24 protein-coding genes are annotated in these 24,128 nt (G+C 65.6%); 1 reads left to right on the plus strand and 23 read right to left on the minus strand.

The window, feature by feature from the left end; genetic code table 11:
* Positions 1 to 63: 63 nt before the first annotated feature.
* Entirely contained in the window at positions 64 to 2,238 is a 2,175-nt protein-coding gene (gene uvrD, locus KU884_RS18680; RefSeq protein ID WP_167784027.1) for a DNA helicase II, read from the minus strand.
* A 19-nt stretch (positions 2,239 to 2,257) separates the two neighbouring features.
* Entirely contained in the window at positions 2,258 to 3,187 is a 930-nt protein-coding gene (locus tag KU884_RS18685) for a LysR substrate-binding domain-containing protein (RefSeq protein ID WP_167784028.1), read from the minus strand.
* Positions 3,188 to 3,267: 80 nt separating this feature from the next.
* Between KU884_RS18685 and KU884_RS18690 the strand changes: the two genes are divergently transcribed.
* Positions 3,268 to 4,254 (plus strand): response regulator, encoded by a 987-nt coding sequence (locus tag KU884_RS18690; RefSeq protein WP_167784029.1) that lies wholly within the window; start codon positions 3,268 to 3,270, stop codon positions 4,252 to 4,254.
* 24 nt (positions 4,255 to 4,278) lie between these two features.
* Here the strand turns inward: KU884_RS18690 and glmS are convergent, their stop codons facing one another.
* The 21 genes from glmS to rpmH form a co-directional block, all read right to left on the minus strand.
* Positions 4,279 to 6,111, minus strand: coding sequence for a glutamine--fructose-6-phosphate transaminase (isomerizing) (glmS, locus tag KU884_RS18695; RefSeq protein WP_167784030.1), 1,833 nt, complete (start codon positions 6,109 to 6,111; stop codon positions 4,279 to 4,281).
* A gap of 18 nt (positions 6,112 to 6,129) precedes the next feature.
* Positions 6,130 to 6,969, minus strand: a complete 840-nt coding sequence (locus KU884_RS18700; protein WP_167784031.1) for a universal stress protein — start codon at positions 6,967 to 6,969, stop codon at positions 6,130 to 6,132.
* Between the two features lie 118 nt (positions 6,970 to 7,087).
* Positions 7,088 to 8,470 (minus strand): bifunctional UDP-N-acetylglucosamine diphosphorylase/glucosamine-1-phosphate N-acetyltransferase GlmU, encoded by a 1,383-nt coding sequence (gene glmU, locus KU884_RS18705; RefSeq protein ID WP_167784032.1) that lies wholly within the window; start codon positions 8,468 to 8,470, stop codon positions 7,088 to 7,090.
* An 88-nt stretch (positions 8,471 to 8,558) separates the two neighbouring features.
* Positions 8,559 to 8,984 (minus strand): F0F1 ATP synthase subunit epsilon, encoded by a 426-nt coding sequence (locus KU884_RS18710; RefSeq protein WP_167784033.1) that lies wholly within the window; start codon positions 8,982 to 8,984, stop codon positions 8,559 to 8,561.
* A 24-nt stretch (positions 8,985 to 9,008) separates the two neighbouring features.
* Complete coding sequence (gene atpD, locus KU884_RS18715) at positions 9,009 to 10,385, minus strand: F0F1 ATP synthase subunit beta (protein ID WP_167784034.1); 1,377 nt, start codon at positions 10,383 to 10,385, stop codon at positions 9,009 to 9,011.
* Between the two features lie 72 nt (positions 10,386 to 10,457).
* Complete coding sequence (atpG, locus tag KU884_RS18720) at positions 10,458 to 11,330, minus strand: F0F1 ATP synthase subunit gamma (RefSeq protein ID WP_167784035.1); 873 nt, start codon at positions 11,328 to 11,330, stop codon at positions 10,458 to 10,460.
* Between the two features lie 18 nt (positions 11,331 to 11,348).
* Positions 11,349 to 12,890, minus strand: coding sequence for a F0F1 ATP synthase subunit alpha (gene atpA, locus KU884_RS18725; protein WP_167784036.1), 1,542 nt, complete (start codon positions 12,888 to 12,890; stop codon positions 11,349 to 11,351).
* 13 nt (positions 12,891 to 12,903) lie between these two features.
* Positions 12,904 to 13,443, minus strand: a complete 540-nt coding sequence (locus KU884_RS18730; protein ID WP_167784037.1) for a F0F1 ATP synthase subunit delta — start codon at positions 13,441 to 13,443, stop codon at positions 12,904 to 12,906.
* A 9-nt stretch (positions 13,444 to 13,452) separates the two neighbouring features.
* Positions 13,453 to 13,923, minus strand: a complete 471-nt coding sequence (locus tag KU884_RS18735; RefSeq protein ID WP_167784038.1) for a F0F1 ATP synthase subunit B — start codon at positions 13,921 to 13,923, stop codon at positions 13,453 to 13,455.
* Between the two features lie 47 nt (positions 13,924 to 13,970).
* Complete coding sequence (gene atpE / locus KU884_RS18740; protein WP_167784039.1) at positions 13,971 to 14,258, minus strand: F0F1 ATP synthase subunit C; 288 nt, start codon at positions 14,256 to 14,258, stop codon at positions 13,971 to 13,973.
* Positions 14,259 to 14,308: 50 nt separating this feature from the next.
* On the minus strand, positions 14,309 to 15,130 hold the full coding sequence (gene atpB, locus KU884_RS18745; protein WP_167784040.1) for a F0F1 ATP synthase subunit A: 822 nt from the start codon (positions 15,128 to 15,130) through the stop codon (positions 14,309 to 14,311).
* A 6-nt stretch (positions 15,131 to 15,136) separates the two neighbouring features.
* Entirely contained in the window at positions 15,137 to 15,508 is a 372-nt protein-coding gene (locus KU884_RS18750; RefSeq protein WP_167784041.1) for an ATP synthase subunit I, read from the minus strand.
* Positions 15,509 to 15,630: 122 nt separating this feature from the next.
* On the minus strand, positions 15,631 to 16,494 hold the full coding sequence (locus tag KU884_RS18755; RefSeq protein ID WP_167784042.1) for a ParB/RepB/Spo0J family partition protein: 864 nt from the start codon (positions 16,492 to 16,494) through the stop codon (positions 15,631 to 15,633).
* A gap of 13 nt (positions 16,495 to 16,507) precedes the next feature.
* The gene (locus KU884_RS18760) at positions 16,508 to 17,290 is read right to left on the minus strand and encodes a ParA family protein (protein ID WP_167784043.1); all 783 of its coding nucleotides are present in this window, start codon (positions 17,288 to 17,290) and stop codon (positions 16,508 to 16,510) included.
* The gene (gene rsmG / locus KU884_RS18765; RefSeq protein WP_167784044.1) at positions 17,283 to 17,951 is read right to left on the minus strand and encodes a 16S rRNA (guanine(527)-N(7))-methyltransferase RsmG; all 669 of its coding nucleotides are present in this window, start codon (positions 17,949 to 17,951) and stop codon (positions 17,283 to 17,285) included. Before rsmG ends, KU884_RS18760 begins: the two co-directional genes overlap by 8 nt.
* Positions 17,948 to 19,840, minus strand: a complete 1,893-nt coding sequence (mnmG, locus tag KU884_RS18770) for a tRNA uridine-5-carboxymethylaminomethyl(34) synthesis enzyme MnmG (protein ID WP_167784045.1) — start codon at positions 19,838 to 19,840, stop codon at positions 17,948 to 17,950. The genes rsmG and mnmG overlap by 4 nt, the downstream gene beginning before the upstream one ends.
* A 136-nt stretch (positions 19,841 to 19,976) precedes the next feature.
* A complete protein-coding gene (mnmE, locus tag KU884_RS18775; protein WP_167784046.1) occupies positions 19,977 to 21,314 on the minus strand; it encodes a tRNA uridine-5-carboxymethylaminomethyl(34) synthesis GTPase MnmE in 1,338 nt (445 codons plus the stop codon).
* Positions 21,315 to 21,326: 12 nt separating this feature from the next.
* A complete protein-coding gene (gene yidC, locus KU884_RS18780) occupies positions 21,327 to 23,015 on the minus strand; it encodes a membrane protein insertase YidC (RefSeq protein WP_167784047.1) in 1,689 nt (562 codons plus the stop codon).
* Between the two features lie 6 nt (positions 23,016 to 23,021).
* A complete protein-coding gene (yidD, locus tag KU884_RS18785) occupies positions 23,022 to 23,249 on the minus strand; it encodes a membrane protein insertion efficiency factor YidD (protein ID WP_217351394.1) in 228 nt (75 codons plus the stop codon).
* The gene (rnpA, locus tag KU884_RS18790; RefSeq protein ID WP_217351395.1) at positions 23,222 to 23,599 is read right to left on the minus strand and encodes a ribonuclease P protein component; all 378 of its coding nucleotides are present in this window, start codon (positions 23,597 to 23,599) and stop codon (positions 23,222 to 23,224) included. Before rnpA ends, yidD begins: the two co-directional genes overlap by 28 nt.
* Before the next feature lie 11 nt (positions 23,600 to 23,610).
* Positions 23,611 to 23,745, minus strand: a complete 135-nt coding sequence (gene rpmH / locus KU884_RS18795; protein ID WP_167784350.1) for a 50S ribosomal protein L34 — start codon at positions 23,743 to 23,745, stop codon at positions 23,611 to 23,613.
* Positions 23,746 to 24,128 lie beyond the last annotated feature (383 nt).

Raw genomic sequence — 24,128 nt, forward strand, 5'->3', positions numbered from 1 at the left:
TGCCATACTCTGGCGCTGTACCGCTGCGTAGGGTGCATCTTGATGCACCGCAAACACCCCCGCCTATGCGCTGTCCAGCTTGGCGTAGGCCGCCACCAGCCATTTGGTGCCGGCGTCGGTGAAGTTCACCTGCACCCGGGCACTGGGCCCCTGGCCCTCGTACTGCAGCACGATGCCGTCGCCGAACTTCGGGTGGTGAACCCGCTGCCCCAGACTGAAAGCCGCCTCCTGGGGCGCCATGGGTTCCCCCAGCCCGGCACGCACGGCCATCTGCGGGCGAGAGACGTTCATGCGGGTGCGCACGTGCTGCACGCAGTGCTCCGGCAGCTCGGCGAGAAACCGTGACGGCGCGCCGAAGGTCTCGGAGCCGTGCAGGCGACGTTTCTCGGCCCAGGTCATGACGGCGTGCTGGCGTGCCCGGGTGAGGCCGACATAACACAACCGCCGCTCCTCCTCGAGACGGTCCGGGTCCTCGGCGGACATGCGGTGGGGAAACAGGCCTTCCTCAAGGCCGGTGAGAAACACCACCGGGTACTCGAGTCCCTTGGCAGAGTGCAGGGTCATGAGCTGGACGCAGTCCTCCCAGGCGTCCGCCTGGCCCTCGCCGGCCTCCAGGGCGGCATGGGACAGGAATGCGGTGAGCACGTCCATGTCCTCGTCGCCCTCCCACTCCTGCTCGAAGTGGCGGGCGGCGTTGATCAGTTCGTCCAGGTTCTCCAGGCGCGACTCGCCACGGTCGCTGCTGTCCTTCTGGAACAGCTCGCGCAAGCCGGAACCGCGAACCACCACGTCGATCTGTTCCGCCAGGGGCTGCTCCGCGGCCTCCTCGCCCAGGGCATCGATGAGCGCCAGAAAGCGGGTCACCGACGTCGCCGCACGGCCCGGCAGGCTACGATCGGCAATGGCCGCCCGGGCGGCGGCCCAGAGGCTCACGCCGCGGGCACGGGCTTGCTCACGCAGGGTATCCACGGTCTTGCCGCCGATGCCGCGGGCGGGGGTATTCACCACCCGCTCGAACGAGGGGTCGTCATCACGGTTGTCCAGCAGCCGCAGGTAGGCCAGGGCATCCTTGATTTCGGCGCGCTCGAAGAAGCGCAGCCCGCCATAGACGCGGTAGGGTAGGCCGCGGGTGAGCAGCGCCTCCTCGAACACCCGGGACTGGGCATTGGAGCGGTAGAGAATGGCCATGTCGCTGCGCGCCAGCCCCTGGTTCTCGATCTGTTCGACAATGCGCTCCACCACGTAGCGCGCCTCGTCCAGTTCGTTGAAGGCAGCGTAGATGGCCACCGGGTCGCCCTCGGCGCCGTCGGTCCACAGGTTCTTGCCCATGCGCCCGCTGTTGTGGGCGATCAGGGTGTTGGCGGCGGTGAGAATGGTTTCCGTGGAACGGTAGTTCTGTTCCAGGCGCATCACCTTCATGCCCGGGTAGTCGTCGCTGAGCCGGCGGATGTTCTCCACCCGGGCCCCCCGCCAGCCGTAGATGGACTGATCGTCATCCCCGACCACGAACAGGTCGGCGTCGTTGCCGGCGAGCTGACGCAGCCAGGCGTACTGGATGCCGTTGGTATCCTGGAACTCATCCACCAGGAAGTGCCGGAGCTGCCCGCGGTAGTGGGCGAGCAGTCCCGGGTGATCCCGCAGCAGCTCGAAACTGCGCAGCAGCAGCTCGGCAAAATCCACCTGGCCATTGCGATCGCAGGCCTCCTGGTAGGCCGCATAGATGCGCACCAGGCGCTCGGTATAGGGGTCGCCGCCAGTGCCGAGGTCCGCGGGCCGGTGGCCGTCGTCCTTGCGGGCATTGATGTAGCCCTGCACCTGGCGCACCGGGAAACGGCTTTCGTCGATTTCCAGCAGCCGCATGACCCGCTTCACCTGTCGGCGCTGGTCTTCGGCGTCCAGGATCTGGAAGGTCTCCGTGAGCCCCGCCTCCCGCCAGTGACGGCGCAGCAGACGGTGGGCGAGACCGTGGAAGGTACCGGTCCACATGCCGGCGGCGGAGTAGCCCAACAGCCGTTCGATGCGGCCGCGCATCTCTGCCGCCGCCTTGTTGGTGAAGGTCACCGCGAGGATGCTGTAGGGCGGGGCATTTTCCACCCGGCCCAGCCAGGCGGCACGATGCACCAGCACCCGGGTCTTGCCGCTGCCGGCCCCGGCCAGCACCAGATTGTGGCCCAAGGGGACACTCACGGCCTCGCGCTGGGCGTCGTTCAAGGGATCGAGAATGTCGGATACGTCCATGGGTGCGCAGTGTAGCAACTCAGGCGCTGGCGGGGGCATGCTCCAGTGACGCGGCCAGGCGGTGCACGGGGTCCAGGGCACGGACGACCCGCACCAGCGCTCGCACAGCCGGCTCCCGGGCCGACCCCTTGCGCCACAGGGCGGCAATGCGGCGACGGGGTTGGGGGTCCAGGAACCGCCGCAGGGCCAGGCCGCCTTCGCCGACGGTACCGGTGGCGAGTTCCGGCAGCAGGGTGGGCCCGGCACCGGTGGCGGCCATCTGCCGCAGGGTCTCGAGGCTGGTGGCGCGGAACTCGGTTGCTTCCACGGCGCCCACCGCGTGGCACAGGCTCAGCGCCTGGTCGCGCAGGCAGTGGCCTTCGTCCAGCAGCAGCATGCGCGTGTCCATCAGGTCGTCGAGGCTCAGACGCGGGTGCGCCGCCAACGGGTGATCCTCCGGCGCGGCCAGCAGGAACGGCTCGTCGTAGAGGGTCAGTTGGGGGAAGGCGTCGCCGCCTTCCACGGGTACGGCGATGATGGCTGCATCCAGGGCGCCCTGGCGGAGTTTGTCCAGGCAACGGGCCGTCGGCTCTTCGTGCAGCAGGGGCCGTAACTGCGGCAACTCCTGCGCCAGGGCAGGAAAGAGATGGGGCAACAGGTACGGGGCAACGGTGGGGATCACCCCCAGGCGCAGATCACCGGCCAGTGGGTCGTGGGCCGCACGGGCCACTTCCACGATGTCGTCGGCAGTATTGAGTATGAGCCGGGCACGCCGGGCGACTTCGTCGCCGATGGGCGTCAGCATGACCTGTTTGCTGGAACGCTCCACGAGCTGCGCGCCGAGGAACGCCTCCAGCTTCTTCAACTGCGCGCTCAGGGTGGGCTGGCTGACAAAGCAAGCGTCGGCGGCGCGACCGAAGTGACGGTGCTCGGCCACTGCAACCAGGTAGCGGAGATCGCGCAGATTCATGGGAGTTCCACAGTAACAGCGTGGACCCGTATGATACTTGGATTGGGGCACGCTGAATAACGAGAAGAAGGGATCTCGCCATGTCGTCGGTTCATGCCACCGGGAGCGATCGCAGCATTCCCGTCGTCATCGTCGATGACGCCCGTTTCACCCTGGAAATGCTGCGACGGGTGCTGCACAGCACGGGGTTTTCGGATCTACGGGTCGCAGGCTCGGCTGAGGAGGCGCTGGCCATGTTGCGCGAGCGCCAGGCCGGTATTCTGGTGGCCGACTGGCTGATGCCGGAGATGGACGGCCTGAACCTCACCCGCGAGGTGCGCCATCTCGACGAGGAAACGGATCACTACACGTACGTCATCCTGCTGACGGCCAAGGAAGGCATGCAGTCCCTCACGGAAGCCTTTGACAGCGGTGTCGACGACTTCATCAACAAGTCCCCGGATAACCAGGAGCTTCTCGCCCGCGTGCATGCCGCGGGCCGCATCTCCCAGCTGCAGAACGAGCTGCTGACGGCGAAACGACAGCTCCAGGTGCTGACCCGGGAAGCGGGCTCACCGGAGAACTTCGACACCGCCACCGGCCTGGGCAACCGGGAGTTTGTCGAGGCGGAGCTGGAGAGGCTGCTGCGCCACACGGAGGCGCGGGGAGGCAGCGTGTGTGTTGCACTGGTGCGGTTGGCGGATGCCAAGGCAATGCGGCAGAAGCACGGTGATGCCGCCGTCGGCGAAATACTGGCGACCATGGCGCAACGTCTCCGGCGTGGCGTGCGGCCGCTGGACCGGATCGGAACCCTGGACGGCACCACCTTCGCCGTACTCATGCACCATGACCGCGGTGACAGTTGCCACCCGAACACCTTTCGCCGACTCCATCAGGCCCTGAACCTGCGGGCCTACCGCACCCGCGAAGGTTTCGTCAGTGCGGGCGCCGGGATGACACTTTGCAGCCTGGACCAGCAGGCGACCACGACCGGGCCGACCCCGGCAACGGTGCTGGACGCTGCTGCCGACGGGCTGGAGGAGTCGCATAATGCGGGGCGGGTCGTGGTTTCGCCCTGGCGCGGCTGAGCAACCGGGGCCGCACGCCGCCGCTTACTCCACCGTCACCGACTTGGCGAGATTGCGCGGCTTGTCCACGTCCGTGCCCTTGAGCACGGCCACATGATAGGCCAGCAGCTGCAATGGGATGGTAAACACCAGCGGCGCCACGAACTCGTCCACCGCCGGCACCGGCAGGACTGTCAAGCCGGCCCTCGGCGTGAAGGTCACCTGGTCATCGGCAAACACCAGTAGTTCTCCACCCCGCGCCTCGACTTCCTGCAGGTTGGATTTCAGCTTCTCCAGCAGTTCGTCGTTGGGCGCCACAGCGACCACGGGCATCTCGGCATCAACCAGGGCCAGGGGCCCGTGCTTGAGTTCGCCGGCGGGATACGCCTCGGCGTGGATGTAGGAGATCTCCTTGAGCTTGAGGGCCCCTTCCAGCGCCACCGGGAATTGCGGCCCGCGCCCCAGGAACAGGCTGTGGCGCTTGTCCACGAAGCGCTCGGCCAGGGCCGCGATCCGGGGCTCCAGCGCCAGGGTTCGCTCCACGGCGGCGGGGAGGTCGTGCAGCGCGGCCACCAGGCGGGCTTCCGTGGCCCCGTCCAGGGCCTGCCGGCGGCCCAGTGCGGCCACGAGTAACAGCAATGCCGCCAGCTGGGTGGTGAACGCCTTGGTGGACGCCACGCCGATTTCCGGACCGGCGCGGGTCATGAGGGTCAGGTCCGACTCCCGCACCAGCGAGCTCTCCGGCACATTGCAGATGGTTAGGCTGGCGGCGTAGCCCAGGGTTTTGGCCTCCCGCAGGGCCGCCAGGGTATCCGCGGTCTCGCCGGACTGGGAGATGGTCACGAACAGGGTTGCAGGCGGAACCACATGGCGGCGGTAGCGGAATTCGCTGGCAACCTCCACATCGCAGGGCAGTCCGGCAAGGCTCTCGAACCAGTAGCGGGCGATCATGCCGGCGTGGTAACTGGTGCCGCAGGCGACGATCTGCACCCGCTGCACCGTGTCGAAGATGGGCAGGGCATCGGGGCCGAAGATTTCCGGCAGCACCGTGTCCCGGGACAGCCGCCCCTCCAGGGTCTCGGTCAGCGCCCGGGACTGCTCATGGATTTCCTTGAGCATGAAGTGACGATAGCCGCCCAATTCCACGGCATCCGGGGAGACTTCCGACACCCGCACCGGCCGTTCCACTCGCTGGCCATCAACATCGTGAACTTGCAGCGAATCGCGGCGAACATCGGCGATATCACCTTCTTCCAGGAAGACGAAGCTCTGCGTCACCGGCAGCAGTGCGAAAACATCCGAGGCGATGAAGTGCTCGCCGATACCGATACCGAGCACCAAGGGGCTGCCCCGACGGGCCGCCACCAGGCGCTCGGGCTCGTCCACGGAGATCACGCCGAGGGCGAACGCGCCATGGAGATCCGCAACAGTTCGGCGGACCGCCTCCAGCAGGTCATTGCCGGCAGCGACGTGACGGTGGATTTCGTTGACCACCACCTCGGTGTCGGTCTCCGATTCAAAGGTGTAGCCATCCGCCTCGAGATTGCGGCGTAACGCCTCGTAGTTCTCGATGATACCGTTGTGGACCACGGCGATGCGGCCCCGGGCAAGGTGGGGATGCGCGTTGGCGTCGGTGGGCCGGCCGTGAGTGGCCCAGCGGGTGTGCGCGATGCCGGTTGCCCCGCTCATGGGCTGGGCGGTGAGCGCCTCCTCCAGGGCCGCCACCTTGCCTACGGCGCGACGTCGGTCAATGCCGCCGTCGCGCTGCAGCACCGCCATGCCAGCGGAGTCGTAGCCCCGGTATTCGAGGCGCTTGAGACCCTCCAGCAGGATGCGGATGACATCCCGCTCGGCAACAGCACCGACAATCCCACACATACCCGTACTCCTTCGGGTTCAGATCAGGCTGGAACGCGGCACCATGAGCACCGACTGGCTGGCGCGGCGAACGACGCTCTCCGTGGTGCTGCCGAGCATGAGTTCGCGGATCGGGCTCCGGCCGCGCTTGCCGACAATCAACATGGTGCTGCCCTCTTCCTCGGCAACATCCGCCAGCACGCGCGACGGGGTGCCCTCTTCCAGACGGGTGACAACACGGTCACGGCCTGCACCATACTGCTCCACCAGGGCCTCCAGGCGGCCCTGCGCCTGTTCCCGGGCGAGACCGGCGCCGATGTCCTCGATCACTTCCTGCTCGAGGACATGGCAGAGCACGATCTTCTCGGCGTGAGCTGCCAGCTCGGCGGCGTGGCGTTCGGCCTCGAAGCAGGAATCGGAAAAATCGGTGCCCAGCAGGACGGAGCGGAAACCACGGCCGGAGACCCGCGGCCGATCACCGATGGGCTCGATCAGCGTCGGGGTCGTTGTCTTGCGGATGAGCTGCAGCACCGTGGAGCCACGGAGGAACTCCCGGAAACGGCTTTCGCCACGGGACCCCACCAAAATCAGATCCGCCTGGCGTGCGCGGGCGATGGCGGAGAGCTCGTAGGCGGGCTGCCCGGTGCGGAGCTCGATGTTCACCTGGAATCCGGCGCCCTCGAGGGTACTTTTCTCCTCTTCCAGACGACGGCGCGCCTCCTGCCGATTAGCTTCGTCCTGAGTATCCGAATGGTGGGAGCGCAGCACGTCCACCAGGGTGAGGTGGCGGGTACCGAGCTTGTGGAGTTCGGTGAGTTCCTCCAGCAGCCCCGTGGAGGCGGATGCGAAATGGGCGGCCACTACAGCGTGTTCATACATGAGCGATGATCCTCCTGGCATCTTGATCCCGGCCGCCACGCTCCCGTGAGAATCGCAGCGGGCGCCTACTACCTCATCATGGGGACACGGGCGCGAACGTCAACCGCCGCCGCGTCATTCACTCACGCCGGCGCCGCCGTGCCCAGCCCTCAACGCTTTTCTGCGGCGCACGGGTGACGGTCAGGCTCTCCGGGGCCGTGTCGCGGGTGAGCGTCGTGCCCGCTCCAAGGTAGGCACCAGCACCGACGCTGACGGGCGCCACCAGCTGGCTGTCCGAGCCGATGAACGCGCCATCGCCGATCACGGTGCGATGCTTGTGGGTGCCGTCGTAATTGCAGGTGATGGTGCCGGCACCAACGTTGACGTCGCGCCCCAGTTCCGCATCACCGATGTAGCTGAGGTGGTTGACCTTGCTGCCGGGGCCGATCACGGCCTTCTTTATCTCGACGAAGTTGCCTGCTTTCGCGCCTTCCCGCAGCTCGGCACCGGGGCGCAGGCGGGCGAAGGGCCCCACCGTCGCGCCGCGGCCCACATGCGCCTCCTCCAGCACACAGTGGCTCTCGATGGTGGCATCGTCCTCAATGGTGACATCCCGGAGAACGGTGCATGGCCCGATGCGCACGTTGTCACCCAGGCGCACGCGCCCCTCGATCACCACACCGGTGTCGACGGTGCAGTCCTGACCAAAGGTGAGTTCGCCACGGAGATCGAACCGCGAAGCGTCGGCCAGACCAAGGCCCTCGCGCATCGCGGCTTCGGCTTGACGGCGCTGCAGGCGGCGCTCTGCGGCCTCCAGCTGCACGCGGTCGTTGACGCCGGCCACTTCATCCGCGTCGCCGGCGAGCACACCGGCAACGGAGGTTCCATCCCCCCGGGCCAGTCCCACCACGTCGGTGAGATAATACTCGCCCTGGGCGTTGTCGCTGGTACAACGGCCGAGCCACTCTCGCAGGCGGCCGGCCGGACAGGCGAGCAGGCCCGTGTTGATCTCGGTGACCGCGCGCTCCGCGGCGCTGGCGTCCTTGTGTTCCACGATCCGCTCCACTGCGCCAGCGTTGTCGCGAATGATGCGGCCGTAACCTGCGGGATCTTCTGCATGGACACCGAGGACCGCCGGCCCGTCACCCGCGGCGGCCGCCACGAGTTGCTGCAGCGTCGCCGGGCGGACCAGGGGCACGTCGGCGCAAAGCACCAGCACCACGGCATCGTCGGGAACGGCCGGCATGGCCTGCTGCACCGCATGCCCCGTGCCGAGCTGCTCGGGCTGCTCCACCCAGTTCACCGGCGCGGCGGACAGAGCGGCGCGCACCGACTCACCGCCATGGCCGTGAACCACATGAATGGCATCCGGCGACAGTGCGGCGGCAGTGGCGACCACATGCTCCAGCATGGGCCGCCCGGCCAGGCGATGCAGAACCTTCGGCAGCCGGGAACGCATGCGCGTGCCCTGCCCGGCAGCCAGAACGACAACGTGGATGGGCGCAGTGGTGGTTTCCGTCATGGGGCGATTCCGTTCCCGGGAACAAAAACCGCCGCGTCCGCAGGGCGGAGGCGGCGGCCTGGTATGACGCACAGCCGGCGCGACGGAGTCAGTTGCCGCGTTTACGGCGCAGGCTCTGTAGCGCCCGCAGTTGGGCGGCCGCCGCGGCAAGCTCCGTCTGCACGCGAGCATAATCCACCTCGGCGGTGCGGTCACGCAGGGCTTCCTCCGCGCGCCGCTTCGCTTCCTCCGCAGCGGCCTCGTCAATATCCTTGGCCCGCAATGCGGTATCCGCCAGGATGGTGACGACGTGAGGCTGGATCTCCAGCATGCCACCAGAGACGTAGAAGAACTGCTCCTCGCCGCCGGGCATGCGAACACGGACGTCGCCGGGCTGAAGCTTGGCCATCAGCGGAGCGTGCCTGGGCGTCACGCCCAGTTCGCCCTCGGTGGCACGAGCGACCACGAACTCCACTTCGTCGGAGAACAGGGCCTCTTCGGCGCTGACGATGTCCAGATGCATGGTATTGGCCATTAGGGCACCTTAAGTACGGCTACGTTACAGGTTCTTCGCCTTCTCGACGGCTTCGTCGATCGTGCCAACCATGTAGAAGGCCTGCTCCGGAATGGAGTCGTACTCGCCGTCAACAATGCCGCGGAAGCCGCGGATGGTTTCCTTGAGCGAGCAGTATGTCCCCGGCGATCCGGTGAACACCTCGGCGACGAAGAACGGCTGCGACAGGAAGCGCTGGATCTTGCGCGCCCGGGACACGGTCAGCTTGTCCTCCTCGGAGAGCTCGTCCATGCCCAGGATGGCGATGATGTCCTTGAGCTCCTTGTAACGCTGCAGCGTCCCCTGAACCGCTCGGGCGGTATCGTAGTGCTCGTCACCAATGACCAGCGGATCCAGCTGCCGGCTGGTGGAGTCCAGCGGATCCACCGCCGGGTAGATACCCAGCGAGGCAATGTCGCGGGACAGCACCACAGTGGCATCCAGGTGGGCGAAGGTGGTGGCCGGGGACGGGTCAGTGAGGTCGTCCGCGGGCACGTACACGGCCTGGATGGAGGTGATGGAGCCGGTCTTGGTGGAAGTGATGCGCTCCTGCAGCACACCCATTTCCTCCGCCAGGGTAGGCTGGTAGCCCACCGCCGCGGGCATGCGGCCCAGCAGCGCCGACACCTCGTTACCCGCCAGGGTGTAACGGTAAATGTTGTCGATGAACAGCAGCACGTCGCGGCCTTCGTCACGGAAGTACTCGGCCATGGTCAGGCCGGTCAGCGCGACGCGCAGGCGGTTGCCCGGTGGCTCGTTCATCTGCCCGTACACCAGCGCAACCTTGTCCAGCACGTTGGACTCGGTCATCTCGTGGTAGAAGTCGTTGCCCTCACGGGTCCGCTCGCCGACACCCGCGAACACCGAGTAACCGGAGTGCTCGATGGCGATGTTGCGGATGAGCTCCATCATGTTGACGGTCTTGCCCACGCCGGCGCCGCCGAACAGGCCGACCTTGCCGCCCTTGGCGAAGGGGCACATCAGGTCGATCACCTTGATGCCGGTCTCCAGCAGCTCGGCGCTGGCGGACTGGTCGTTGAACGTGGGCGCCTTGCGGTGGATGACCCATTCGGTGTCGTGTCCGATCTCGCCCTGCTGGTCGATGGGTCGGCCCAGGACGTCCATGATGCGCCCCAGGGTCTTGGTGCCCACCGGCACCGAGATGCCCTTGCCACTGTTGGTTACGGCGAGGCCACGCTTGAGACCGTCAGTGGTCCCCATTGCGATGCATCGCACGACACCGTCGCCGGTCTGCTGCTGGACCTCCAGGAGCAGACCTTCCTCGTCGACGGTCAGCGCGTCATAGACGTTCGGCACGGCATCGCGGGGGAATTCCACGTCCACCACGGCGCCGATGATCTGGACAATCTTTCCTGAGCTCATACCCCAGTTCCTCTCAATGCAATTCTAGAAAACGGTACGGTCGCCCTGCCGGGGCGCGTAGCCCGCGATCCGTCAGACCGCGGCCGCGCCGGACACGATTTCCGTGAGCTCCGTGGTGATGGCGGCCTGCCGTGCCTTGTTGTACGACAACTGCAGATCTTCGATCAGTGATTCGGCGTTATCCGACGCCGCCTTCATTGCCACCATTCGGGCCGCCTGTTCGCTGGCGATGTTGTCGACCACTGCCTGATACACCAGCGATTCCACATAGCGCTGCAAAAGCTCGTCGAGCACCAGAGCCGGATCCGGCTCGTAGATGTAATCCCAGCTGTATTTCTGCTCGTCCAGCTCCGGATCGTCGAGCGTGGGCAGGGGCAGCAGTGTCTCCACCGTGGGCTGCTGGGTCATGGTGTTGACGAACTCGTTGTACACCAGCCGGATCTGATCGATTTCGCCGTTACGGTAGCCGTCGAGCATCACCTTGATGGTGCCGAGCAGGTCCGCCAGGTGCGGCGTATCACCCAGATGGGTCGCCTGGGCCAGGGTGTTGACACCACTCAGGCGATTGACGAACTGGGCGCCCTTGTTGCCGATGGGGCAGACATCCACGCCCACCCCACGCTCGTCGCAACGCTGCAACTCCGGCAGGAACTTGCGGAACAGGTTCGCGTTGAGTCCGCCGCACAGTCCCCGGTCAGAAGTCACGAGAATGTAGCCGACGCGCTTGACATCGCGCTCCACCAGGAACGGATGGCGATACTCCGGCTGCGCCCGGGACAGATGACTGACCACCGAACGAATCTTCTCAGCGTATGGCCGCGTGGCCTGCATGCGTGCCTGGGCAGACCGCATCTTGCTCGCGGCCACCATTTCCATGGCACTGGTGATCTTCTGCGTATTCTGAACGCTGCTGATCTGCGTGCGTATTTCTTTGGCGCCCGACATCGGCGGACCTCTTCAGCTTTACCAGGAGCCCTGCGACTTGACCTCTTCGAGCAGCTTGTGAAGCTTGCTCGCGATGTCGTCGTTGAAGTCGCCCGTCTCGTTGATCTGCTTACGCAGCTCCGCATGCTGACCACGCAGATGCGCGTGCGCCGCAGCTTCGAAGGGGCCCACCTGCTTGACCTCCAGGTCATCCAGGTAGCCTTCGTTGGCCGCAAACAGCGACACCGCCATATCGGCAATGGACAGCGGCGTGTACTGCTTCTGCTTCATCAGCTCCATGACCCGCTCGCCACGCTCCAGCTGGTGCCGGGTCGCGGCGTCCAGGTCGGAGGCGAACTGGGCGAACGCTGCCAGCTCCCGGTACTGGGCCAGGGCCAGTCGAATACCGCCGCCGAATTTCTTGATGATCTTTGTCTGCGCCGAGCCACCGACTCGCGAGACCGAGATACCGGCGTTGATGGCCGGCCGGATGCCGGAGTTGAACAGGTCCGATTCCAGGAAGATCTGGCCGTCGGTGATGGAGATCACGTTCGTGGGCACGAAGGCGGACACGTCACCGGCCTGGGTCTCGATAATCGGCAGCGCGGTCAGGGAGCCGGTCTTGCCTTTGACCTTGCCACCGGTCTGCTCCTCGACGAAGTCGGCGTTGACGCGCGCCGCGCGCTCCAGCAGACGGGAGTGCAGGTAGAAAACATCACCCGGGTAGGCCTCGCGGCCGGGCGGGCGGCGCAGCAGCAGGGACACCTGGCGGTACGCCCACGCCTGCTTGGTCAGGTCGTCGAAGACAATCAGCGCGTCTTCGCCGGTGTCACGGAAGTACTCGCCCATGGCGCAGCCGGCGTAAGGTGCAATGAACTGGAGCGCGGCCGACTCGGAGGCCCCGGCGCAGACAACGATGGTGTGATCCATCGCGCCGTGCTCTTCCAGTTTGCGCACCACACTGGCGATGGTGGAGTTCTTTTGACCCACGGCCACGTAGATGCAGGTGATCCCCGTGCCCTTCTGGTTGATGATGGCGTCCACGGCCACGGCGGTCTTGCCGGTCTGGCGGTCGCCGATGATCAGCTCACGCTGACCGCGGCCGATGGGCACCATGGAGTCGATGGCCTTGAGACCGGTCTGTACCGGCTGATCCACGCTCTGCCGCGCGATCACGCCCGGGGCGACCTTCTCCACCGGCGAGGAGTGCTCGGTCTCGATGGGCCCCTTGCCGTCAATGGGATTGCCGAGGGCATCCACCACGCGGCCACGCAGAGCTTCACCCACCGGCACCTCCAGGATGCGGCCGGTGCACTTGACCGGGTCACCCTCGGAAATATGGGTATAGTCACCGAGGATCACGACACCGACGGAATCGCGCTCGAGGTTCAGCGCCATGCCGTAAGTCTCGTTCGGGAACTCGAGCATTTCGCCCTGCATCACGTCCGCCAGGCCAGCGACACGGACAATGCCGTCCTGTACGGAGACGGCGGTACCTTCGTTGCGGGCCTCGGCAACGGCATCGAAATTCTCGATGCGCTGCTTGATGAGATCGCTGATTTCCGAAGCTTTGAGTTGCATTGGAGTCATCCCCTTACCGGTTCAGCACTGTGGCCAGCCGATCCAGCCGCCCGCGTACCGAACCATCGATTACCAGATCCCCGGCGCGGAGCACGGCACCGCCCATGAGATGTTCGTCCACCTCGCTGTGCAGTCGCACCTTGCGTTTGAGCCGCTTACCAAGCGCCGCCTCGAGCTCCTTCTGGAGCTTGTCGTCCAGCGCCTGGGCGGAAACAACGGTGGCGTCCAGGGTGCCTTCCTCCTCTGCTCGGAGGTCCTCGTACTGCCGGGCCATGGCCGGCGCCGCCAGCAGGCGACCCTTCTCGGCCAGCAGCTTGACGAGATTGCCACCCTCGGCGTCCAGGTGCTCACCCGCGATGCGCAGCACCAGATCTCTGGCCTGATCCGGAGACAGCTTCGGACTGGCCAGCAGCGGGTTGAGGTTGTCGTCCTCCACCAGGGCTGCCAGCAGTCCGAGGGTGTCGGACCATTGAGCCAGGGTCCCCTTGTCCCGGGCGAGCTTGAACACCGCCTGGGCGTAGGGTCGGGCGATGGTGTTGAAATCGGCAGCCATCGTTTAGCCTCAGAGCTGTTTCGCCAGGTCCTGGAGGAGATCGTTGTGGGCCTTGGCATCCACTTCCCGCTCCAGAACGCGACTGGCACCGGTGATGGCCAGCGTCACGACCTGATCGCGAAGCTCGGTCTTGGCCTTGGTGATCTCCTGCTCGATCTGTGCCTGGGCCTGCGCCAGTTGGCGCTCACCCTCGGCACGGGCCGACTCACGCGCTTCCTCGATGATCTCGTTGGAGCGCTTGTTGGCCTGCTCGAGGATGTCGCTCGCCTGCTGGCGAGCCTCCTTGATGAGCTCGGCCTTCTCGGCCTCGGCCTTTTCGAGCTCCTCGCGACCGCGCTCGGATGCGGCAAGACCATCGCTGATCTTCTCCTGTCGCGCCTTCATGGCGGAGGACAGGGGCGGCCAGACGAACTTCATGGTGAACCAGACGAACACCGCGAAGCCGAGGGCCTGGCCTAATAGCGTGGCATTGATGTCCATGCCATCACCTCCAGTACCTGTTCCAGTGGATTAGCCGTTGCCGAGGATTACGCGCCAGCGGCGGCCTCGATGGCACCCACGAACGGGTTGGCAAAGATGAAGAACAGCGACAGACCCACGCCGATCATGGAGATGGCGTCCAGCAGGCCGGCCAGCAGGAACATGCGACCCTGGAGCATGGCGGCCAGCTCGGGCTGCCGGGCAATGCTCTCAAGGAATTTGCCGCCCATGATGGCAAAGCCAAGGGCGGTACCCAGGGCGCCGGCGGAAAGGATGATGGCCACGGCGATGACGGTCATGCCCTGCACGTCCGCAATCAGGCTAGCGAGTTCCATTGTCTACCTCCGAGTCGTATGACAGTAAGTTGCTAAAACAGTGAACCCATTCAGTGATGTTCAGCCGCCATATTCAGATAGACGACGGTGAGCATCATGAAGATGAACGCCTGCAGGGGCACCACGAGAATGTGGAAAATGGCCCAGACCGCGGCCAGGATCGTCTGCCCGATCAGCAGGGTGATGCCGCTGAGGCTGGTCAGCATCTCGCCCCAGGAGCTGCCAAAGCCCAGCGTCAGGGTGGCAATGAGGATGAAGATCAGCTCGGCGGCGTACAGGTTGCCGAACAGTCGCAGCGACAGCGAGATGGGCTTCGCCAGGGTCTCGACGATGTTCAGCAGCAGGTTGAACGGCAGCAGCCAGGGGCCGAAGGGGTGGAACAGCAGTTCCTTGAGATAACCGCCCGGACCCTTGTAGTAGAGGCTGAACACGATGATCAGCGCCAGCACCGACAGGGACAGCCCGAAGGTGACGTTCAGGTTCACCACCGGCAGAATCTTGAAGTAGTCCCAGCCGAGGGCGCCCATGAAGTCCGGCGCGAAGTCGATGGGGACCAGATCCATCAGGTTCATCAGGAAGACCCAGACGAAGATGGTCAGGGCCAGCGGTGCGACAAGATTGCTCTTTTCGTGAAACGTGTCTTTGCAGATGCCGTCTATGAACTCCATCAGGGACTCCACGGCGTTCTGCAGGGGACCGGGCGTGCCGGCCGTGGCGCGGCGCGCAGCCGCCCAGAAGATCAGGCAGAACAGGGCACCGAGCAGATAGCCGACGGCCAGGCTGTCGAGATCCAGGGCCCAGAAGCCATCGCCGATGCGCCAGTGCGTCAGATGGTGCTGGATGTACCCAGTGACACCCGAATTATCGCTCATCGTTGTTCACCGCTGTTCGGTGACGCCGACACGCAGCGCCATCCAGTAGACGAGTAAGGCCAGAATGTAGGTCGCAATAAGGGGGGCGAAGACCGACGCGAACCATTGCAACGCAATGATGAAAAGAAACGCGGTCAGGCCGAACTTGACAGCTTCCCCCCGATAGAACGCTCCGAGCACCTGCTTGGGCGGTGCGTCCGGCGGCACCGAAAAGACCTTAACGGCCAGGTACAGACCGGGCACCAGCGCAACTGCCCCCCCCGCCAGTGCCGCCAGTGCCGCCTCGGTGCCCGAGGCCAGCCACCAGGCGCCGGCACTGATCAGCGCAACAAGCGCCTGGCCGCCGAACACGGCGCGTACGGTAGCGTTGCTTCCCATGATGCCTCGCGTTTCCGTGTGGAAACCCCTGACCCGCGCGGCCTGCGCGGCCCAGGCGCGGCATCACCTGAGCGGCGCAGTATAAAGACTCCCCCCGGGGGGGTCAACGCGCCACACCGGCGTCAACGGATGCGCTCGATGATACCGTCGAGTTCGTCAAGGCTGCCGTACTGAATGACAAGTTTGCCCTTGCCCTGACGCCCTTGCTGGATGGTGACACTGGCACCCAGGCGATCGGCGAGATCGTCCTGGAGCCGGCGCACGTCCGGGTCAAGAGGAGCTTGCGTCTTCGATTGTTGCTGTTCGCCCTCGAGGGCCTTGCGCACCAGGGACTCCGTTGCGCGCACGGAAAGCCCTTTCGCCACCACGCGGGCGGCGACGGCATTCTGCTGATCCAGCGGGAGAGCCGCCAGGGCGCGGGCGTGGCCCATTTCCAGTTCGCCGTTCTGGACCCGTTCACGCACCTCCGGGCTGAGTTCAAGCAGACGCAGCAGATTGCTCACCGCAGCACGGGATCGCCCCACGGCTTCGGAGACCGCCTGGTGGGTCATGCCGAACTCCTCCACCAGCCGGCGCAGGGCAACGGCTTCTTCCAGAGGGTTCAGGTCCTCGCGCTGGATATTCTCGATCAGCGCCACGGCCACGGCCACTTCGTCCGGGATGTCGCGGACGATGGCCGGGACCTCGCCAAGGCCGGCGAGCTGGGCCGCCCGCCAGCGGCGCTCGCCGGCGATGATCTCGAAGCGCTGGTCGTCGTCGTCCAGCGGGCGCACCACCAGGGGCTGAACCACGCCCTGGGCACTGATGGAATCGGCAAGCTCCTGCAGCGCCGCCGGGTCCATCTCACGGCGGGGCTGATAGCGGCCACGCTCGAGCCATTCCACCGGCAGCTGCCGCAGCACCCCCGGGTCGTCGGGGTCGGTGCTGTCGCTGGCACCCAGCAGGGCGTCGAGTCCGCGTCCGAGTCCTCGTTTCTTGGGGCTCATGGTCTCCGTCCGTTCAGGCGGTGGCCGCCGCTGTCATGTTCTTGCGGATGATCTCGCTGGCCAGGGCCATGTAGGCCAGCGAGCCCCGGGAGTAGCGATCGTACTGGATGGCCGAGATGCCGTGACTCGGCGCCTCGGCCAGGCGTACATTGCGGGGAATCAGGGTGCTGTACACCTGTCGCGGGAAGTGCTGCAGCAGTTGCGCGCCGACCTGGGTTGCCAGGTTGTTGCGCGGATCGAACATGGTCCGCAGCAGGCCCTGGATCTGCAGTTCCGGGTTGGCCTGTTCCTGCACCCGGTGGATGGTGTCCAGCAGGGCCGTCAGCCCTTCCAGGGCGTAGTATTCACACTGGATGGGAATGAGCACGCCGTGGGCGGCCACCAGCGCATTGACCGTGAGAATGTTCAGGGACGGCGGACAATCCACGAGGACGAAGTCGTAACTGTCGCGCACACGCGCCAACTGCCGCCGGAGGTGCTGCTCACGGCTCTCGGCATCCATGAGCGCAACCTCGGCGGCGGTGAGATCACCGTTTCCTGGAACCAGATCGAAGCCGCCGCCCGGGGCCTCGAGAACGGCCTCGCGCACGGACACCTCATCCATGAGGACATGGTAGCCGCTGACGCGGACGTTATTGCGGTCAATGCCGGAACCCACCGTGGCGTTGCCCTGGGGATCCAGGTCGACCAGCAACACGCGTTGCTTGTTCATGGCAAGCGCTGCGGCCAGATTGACGCAAGTGGTGGTCTTGCCCACGCCGCCTTTCTGGTTGGCAATGGCGATGATTCTACCCATGGTGGTCTCCGTCGATGACCTCAGCGTCGCGCCGGACGCGAACTAGCGTTCGCGTCGCATCCAGTCCCGGCACATGCAGCGGGTTGACCGTGTACTGCCACTCCCGCGGCAGCGCCGCCGTCTCAGCGTCGGCATCGAAGCGACCCTTCATGGCCAGGAACTGCCCGCCCGGTGCCAGCAGGTGTAGGGAATCCGCGACGAAACCGTCCATCCGTGCATAGGCCCGGGCGATGATGGTGTCAAAACGCTGCTCCGGGTGCCACTGCTCCACCCTCGTGCCAACAACGCTGACATTGCTCAAGGGCAACTCCGCCACCGCCTGACGCAGAAACCGGACCTTCTTGCTGTTGGTATCCAGCAGCGTCACCTGCAGATCGGGCCGGCAAAGCGCGAGGGGGATGCCGGGCAGGCCGGCTCCGGTACCGACATCCAGGAGCTGCTCGCCCTCAAGATAGGGAAGGGGGGTGAGACTGTCCAGCAGATGCCGGGTCACCATTTCCCGGGGCTCACGCACCGCCGACAGGTTGAAAGCGCGGTTCCAGCGGTGCAGCAGGGCCAGGTAGTCCACCAGCGCCTCAACGGGTGGCTCGCCGGCAACCAGTTCACCGATCGCGGGACGCAGCGCCCGTTCCACTTCGGCGCACGGGAAGTTCTCGCTCATGCGCTGGCACGGCGAGGCGTTGTGTCGCCACGGCGAAGATGCACCAGCAACAGAGACACCGCCGCGGGCGTCACCCCCTGAATGCGCCCGGCCTGCCCCACCGTGGCGGGACGATGCTCGGCGAGCTTCTGCCGCACCTCGGCGGACAGACCCGCCACGGCGTCGTAGTCCACGTCGTCAGGGATGCTCAGGTGCTCATAGTGGCGTGCCCGCTGGATTTCCTCCTGCTGACGGTCCAGGTACCCGGCGTACTTGGCCTGGATCTCGATCTGCTCTGCCACCGCAGCATCGTCAACGCCGGTATCACCCACCAGGGCCATGAGTTCTCGGTAGCCCAGCTCCGGGCGCCGCAGCAGCGCTTCCAGGTGCTGCTCCTTGCGCAGCGGGCCACCCAGCAAACGCTGGCTGGCCTCGGCGTTGATGTCGGCGGGTCGGATCAGCGTCGCAGCGAGGCGCTGCTGCTCCCGCTGGATGGCATCACGCTTGCGGGTGAAAGCCTCCCAGCGCGCGTCGTCCACCAGGCCGAGGTCCCGGCCGACGGGCGTCAACCGCAGGTCGGCATTGTCCTCCCTGAGCAGCAGCCGGTACTCCGCCCGGCTGGTGAACATGCGATACGGCTCCAGGGTACCCCGAGTTGTCAGGTCATCGATGAGCACACCGATGTAGGCCTGATCACGGCCCGGCGACCACGGCTCTTCACCACGCACGGAGCGCGCCGCGTTGATGCCGGCAACCAGCCCCTGCGCCGCCGCCTCTTCGTACCCGGTGGTGCCGTTGATCTGACCCGCAAAGTACAGACCTGGCACATAGCGGGTCTCGAGACTCGGCCGCAGGTCCCGGGGATCGAAGTAGTCATACTCGATGGCATAGCCAGGCCGGGTGATGTGCGCCTGTTCCAGCCCGGCGCAGGAGCGCACCAAGGCCAGCTGCACGTCGAAGGGCAGGCTCGTGGAGATGCCGTTGGGGTAGACCTCATGGGTATCCAGCCCTTCCGGCTCCAGGAAGATCTGGTGCGCCGTCTTGTCGGCGAAACGGACCACCTTGTCCTCCACCGACGGGCAGTAGCGGGGACCGACCCCGTCGATCTCGCCGGAGAACATAGGCGACCGGTCCAGGGCGCCACGGATGATGTCGTGGGTGCGCTGGTTGGTGTAAGTGATCCAGCAGCTGACCTGCTGCGGATGGTCCTCCCGGGAACCCAGAAACGAGGCCACCGGCTCCGGATCATCTCCCGGCTGCTCGGCGAGAGCCGAGAAGTCGATGGTGCGGCCGTCCAGGCGCGGCGGTGTGCCCGTCTTCAGCCGTCCGACCCAGAACGGACGCGCACGCAGCTTCTCCGCCAGGGCATTGGCGGGCGGGTCGCCGGCACGGCCACCCTGGTGGTTGTCCTGGCCGATGTGAATACGGCCACCAAGGAAGGTCCCGACGGTCAGCACCACTGCAGGGGCGTGGAAACTCAGCCCCATCTGGGTGACGACACCGTGGACGCGATCGCCATCCATGAGCAGGTCGTCCACACCCTGCTGGAACACCGTCAGGCCGGGCTGGTTCTCTACGATGGAGCGGATCGCTGCCTTGTAAAGCGTGCGGTCGGCCTGGGCCCGGGTTGCTCGCACCGCCGGACCCTTGCGGGCATTCAAGGTGCGGAACTGGATGCCGCCACGATCCGTGGCGCGCGCCATGGCGCCCCCCAGGGCATCAATCTCGCGCATCAGGTGACCCTTGCCGATCCCGCCGATGGCGGGATTGCAGCTCATTTGCCCGATGGTCTCGATGTTGTGGGTCAGCAGCAACGTTTGCCCGCCACTGCGGGCTGCTGCCAGGGCCGCCTCGGTTCCGGCGTGCCCACCGCCGACGACGATGACGTCAAAGCGCTCGGGATAATCCAAACCAGCGTCCTCCAGGCCGAAGCGACCGGAATCAGTATGTTGCAGAATCGGGCAGTTTAGCAGGCGGTCGCGGTATCAGTGAACGTGAGGCTGTTTCCGGGGCCCGGCGTTCCACGTGGAACGTACCGGATCGCCCCTACTTGCCGATACAGAAACTGGAGAAAATCTCGCCCAGCAGGTCCTCGGTGCTTACGGCCCCAGTAATCTCGCCCAGGGCATCCTGCGACCGGCGCAACTCCTCTGCCATCAACTCGCCCGCCCCGACATGCAATTGCGCAGCCGCGTCTTGCAGGAACTGATCCGCCCGCCGGAGAGCATCCAGATGGCGGCGGCGAGCGATGAACCCGCCCTCACCGGCACTGTAGCCCATGCACTCCTTGAGGTGCTCCCGCAATCCATCCATACCGGCACCGGACAGTGCGCTAAGGACCATCTCTGCCCGCGGGCCGTGGCCGTCCAGCCCGGTCGCTGCCCCGGAAAGATCCGCCTTGTTGCGCACCACGGTCACCGGGAGTTCCACGGGCAGACGGGCGAGAATCGCCTCGTCTGCAGCGGTTACTCCATCGCAATCATCCACCACGAGCAGTACGCGATCGGCATCGTCGATGGCCCGCCAGGCGCGGCGTATCCCCTCCTGCTCCACCTCTTCCTCGGTCTCGCGCAGACCCGCGGTATCCACCACGTGCAACGGCATGCCGTCGATCTGGATCTGCTCGCGCAGGATGTCCCGAGTCGTGCCGGCAACGGCAGTGACGATCGCGGTAGGGGCATCAGCCAGGGCATTCAGCAGGCTGGACTTGCCAGCATTGGGGCGACCGGCGATCACCACGGTCATGCCATCCCGAAGCAAGCGCCCCTGCCCCGCCGCGTCCGTTACCGACTGCAGGCGCTGACGCGCATCCTGCAGGCGCGCCGCGACCTCGCCGTCACCAAGGAAATCGATCTCCTCGTCCGGGAAATCGATGGCCGCCTCGACGTAGACCCGCAACTCCATGAGTGCATGGCTCAAGCCCTGCACCTCGCGGGAGAAGGCACCGTGGAGGGAGGCCATGGCGGCCCGCGCCCCGGCCTCGGAACCAGCGGCAATGAGATCAGCAACCGCCTCGGCCTGAGTCAGGTCCATGCGGCCGTTGAGAAAGGCGCGCTGGGAAAACTCGCCGGGGCGCGCCAGGCGGCAACCAAGCCCCGTGAGCCGTTGCAGCAGCCGATCCATGACCACCGGGCCACCGTGGCCCTGGAACTCGACCACGTCCTCGCCGGTAAACGAATCCGGACCAGGGAACCAGAGCACCAGACCTTCGTCGAGCACATCGCCGTCCCGCCCGCGGAAACGGCGGAACCCGCCCCGACGCGGTTCGGGAAGTGTGCCAACAACGCTGGTGGCATGCTCGGCCGCGGCGGGCCCGGACAGTCGCACGATGCCCACGCCCCCCTGACCGGGGGGCGTGGCGACCGCGCAGATCGTGTCGGTCATGGCGGCGTTCCGCTACTCGCTGCTGCCCTTCTCGATCTGTCGGGTGATGTACCACTGCTGAGCGATGGACAGGCTGTTATTGACCACCCAGTAGAGCACCAGCCCGGCCGGGAAGAACATGAAGAAGATCGTGAACACGAACGGCAACGCCATCATGATTCGTTGCTGGATCGGGTCCATCGGAGCCGGGTTCAGCTTCTGCTGCAGGAACATGCTCGCGCCCATGAGCAGCGGCAGAATGAAATACGGATCCCGGCTGGACAGGTCCTGAATCCACAGGATGAACGGCGCGTGGCGGAGTTCCACGCTCTCCAGCAGCACCCAGTAAAGAGCGATGAAGACCGGGATCTGGACAAGGATCGGCAGACACCCGCCCAGCGGGTTGATCTTCTCCTCCTTGTACATCTTCATCATGGCCTGGTTGAGGGCCTGACGGTCGTCGCCGTAGCGCTCCTTGAGCTGCTGCATGCGCGGCTGCAGTTTGCGCATGCGCCCCATGGAGCGATAACTGAACTCGGAGAGCTTGTAGAAGGCCAGCTTGATGCCAATGGTCAGGATGACGATGGCCCAGCCCCAGTTGCCGACGATACCGTGAATCCAGGACAGCGCGATGAACAGGGGCTTGGAGATGATGGTCAGCCAGCCATAGTCCACCGTGAGATCCAGCCCCTCGGCAACTTCGGCCAGGCGATTCTGCTCCTTGGGCCCGACCCAGAGCTGGTGCTCGAAGGTCCCCGAGTCACCGGCGGCGATGGACTTCCGCGGCGATGACATCCCCAGCAGGTACTGATTGTCGTCCAGAGACCGCGTGTAATACCGGTGGGTCTCGTCCCGGGGCGGGATCCACGCACCGACGAAATAGTGCTGAATGATTGCTCCCCAGCCGTTACGCAGGTCGCGGGAGAGGTCGCTGCTGCGCATGTCGGAGAAAGAGATCTTGTCGTAGCGGTCCTCCTCGCCATGGACGACGCCACCGGTATAGGTGTAGATAAACCAGGAGGTGCCATCATCGATCTCACCGGATCGGAGCTGGGCGTATTGATACGCATCCCAGGCGCTGTCCGAGGTGTTCTCCACTTCGTGGCGGACATCGATGACGTAGCTGTCGCGGTTGAAGACGAAATACCGCGTGACCCGGATGCCATCATCGCTTTCCCATACCAGCGGGACTTCCACCGTATCCTGGTCATCACCGAGCTCAAACTCACGCTGATCGCCTTCGATGCGGAATTCGCTGCGAGGGCCGGGCCCATCCCCCTCCCGGGGAACCAGTCCGGCCTGGGCAATGAACAACGCGTCCAGGCGGTCCGACATCAGCCGCAGCGGTTCTTCCTGATCCAGGGTCTTGAAATGCTGGAGCAAGTCGACCTGGCGGATGTCGCCGCCGCGGGTGCTGATCTCCACATCCAGCTTGTCCGTACGGACCCGGATGGTCTCACCGCGCTCCATACGGTCGCCGGCGGCCGTGGCGGGGGCCGCTTCCTCCCGGTCGGCTTCTGCCGCCTCGGCAGGCGCCGCGTCGTCATCCGGGTCTGCGGGACCGGGGGCGTCCGCGGGTGCGTCGTCAGGTGCCTCTTCAACGCGCTCTTCGGTGGCGGTTTCCTCGGTGGCGGAACGGCCGTACTGGTCCTCCCAGGCTGTCCAGATGAACAGCAACACAAGGCCCAGGGCGAAGAACTGAAGTAACCGTTGCGTTTCCATCGAGCGTCAATCTTCCGGTTTTGATTCGGGGACCGGGTCCACGCCCCCGGGATGCCATGGATGGCACTTGAGAATACGCCGGATCCCCAGCCAGAGGCCCTGGCCTACACCATGCGCGGCGACCGCTTCAATGGTGTATTCCGAGCATGAGGGGTAGAACCGGCAGCAGTTGCCGAGGAACGGGCTGACCAGGAGCTGATAGCCCCTCAGGAGGCCGGTGACGACGGTTCGCATCGCTGACTCACTCGTTGCCACAGCCGTGCAAGCGCCTGGTGGAGCGTGCCGTTATCGGTGGTACGGGCCACCGGTCGGGTCATCAATACGACGTCCACGGCTGGCAGATCTCCCTGATGATGCCGGAATGATTCCCGGGCGACGCGCTTGATGCGATTCCGGTCCACGGCGCGAGGGGATACCTTGCGCCCGATGGCCAGCCCCAGTCTGGGGCGCGCTTCGGCATTTTCCGCGACAAGAAGGGTAAAGTAGCGATCCGCGATCCGGTCTGCGCCCGCAAACACCCGCTGGAACGCCCGCGGTGTCAGCAGCCGCGCTGTGCGGGGAAATGCCGTTCCGAGCGCGTACACCGGGCCCCGGATCAGGGTGTCAGCCGGGCCCGACCCTTGGCGCGGCGGGCTTTCAGCACCTGCCGGCCACTCTTGGTTGCCATGCGGGCACGGAAGCCATGGGTGCGCTTGCGCTTGATCACGCTGGGCTGATAAGTGCGCTTCATGATGATGTCCGTTTGTCTGGTGACGTGTGGAAAGAGGCACGGAGCCGATCGAGCCGGCGAATTTACCCCTGCGCGAAGCACCCTGTCAACGGCCGCTCTGGAACAACGTGGCGCCCTGGCCGGGTCGGTCAAGTCCGCACTCTTGCTGATCCGGGTCCGAGCACACCCGGACAGCGATCCTGACGGGTTGTGGATGAACACGGCAACGGGGTATAGACTCGGCGGGCGAGCCAACAATGCGTCAGCACTACCCGCGGACGGGCGGAGAGTCCCCCGCCCGCTTGTCTGCATGCATGGCACGCTGCCTACGGGACAAGCGCGTTCCGCCTCGGCAGTCCATCTTTCGGTGAATCAGCGTCCGCTTCATTTTTGGGGGTCCATCC

It is taken from the genome of Aquisalimonas sp. 2447, from assembly GCF_012044895.1.
Classification (GTDB): Bacteria; Pseudomonadota; Gammaproteobacteria; order Nitrococcales; family Aquisalimonadaceae; genus Aquisalimonas.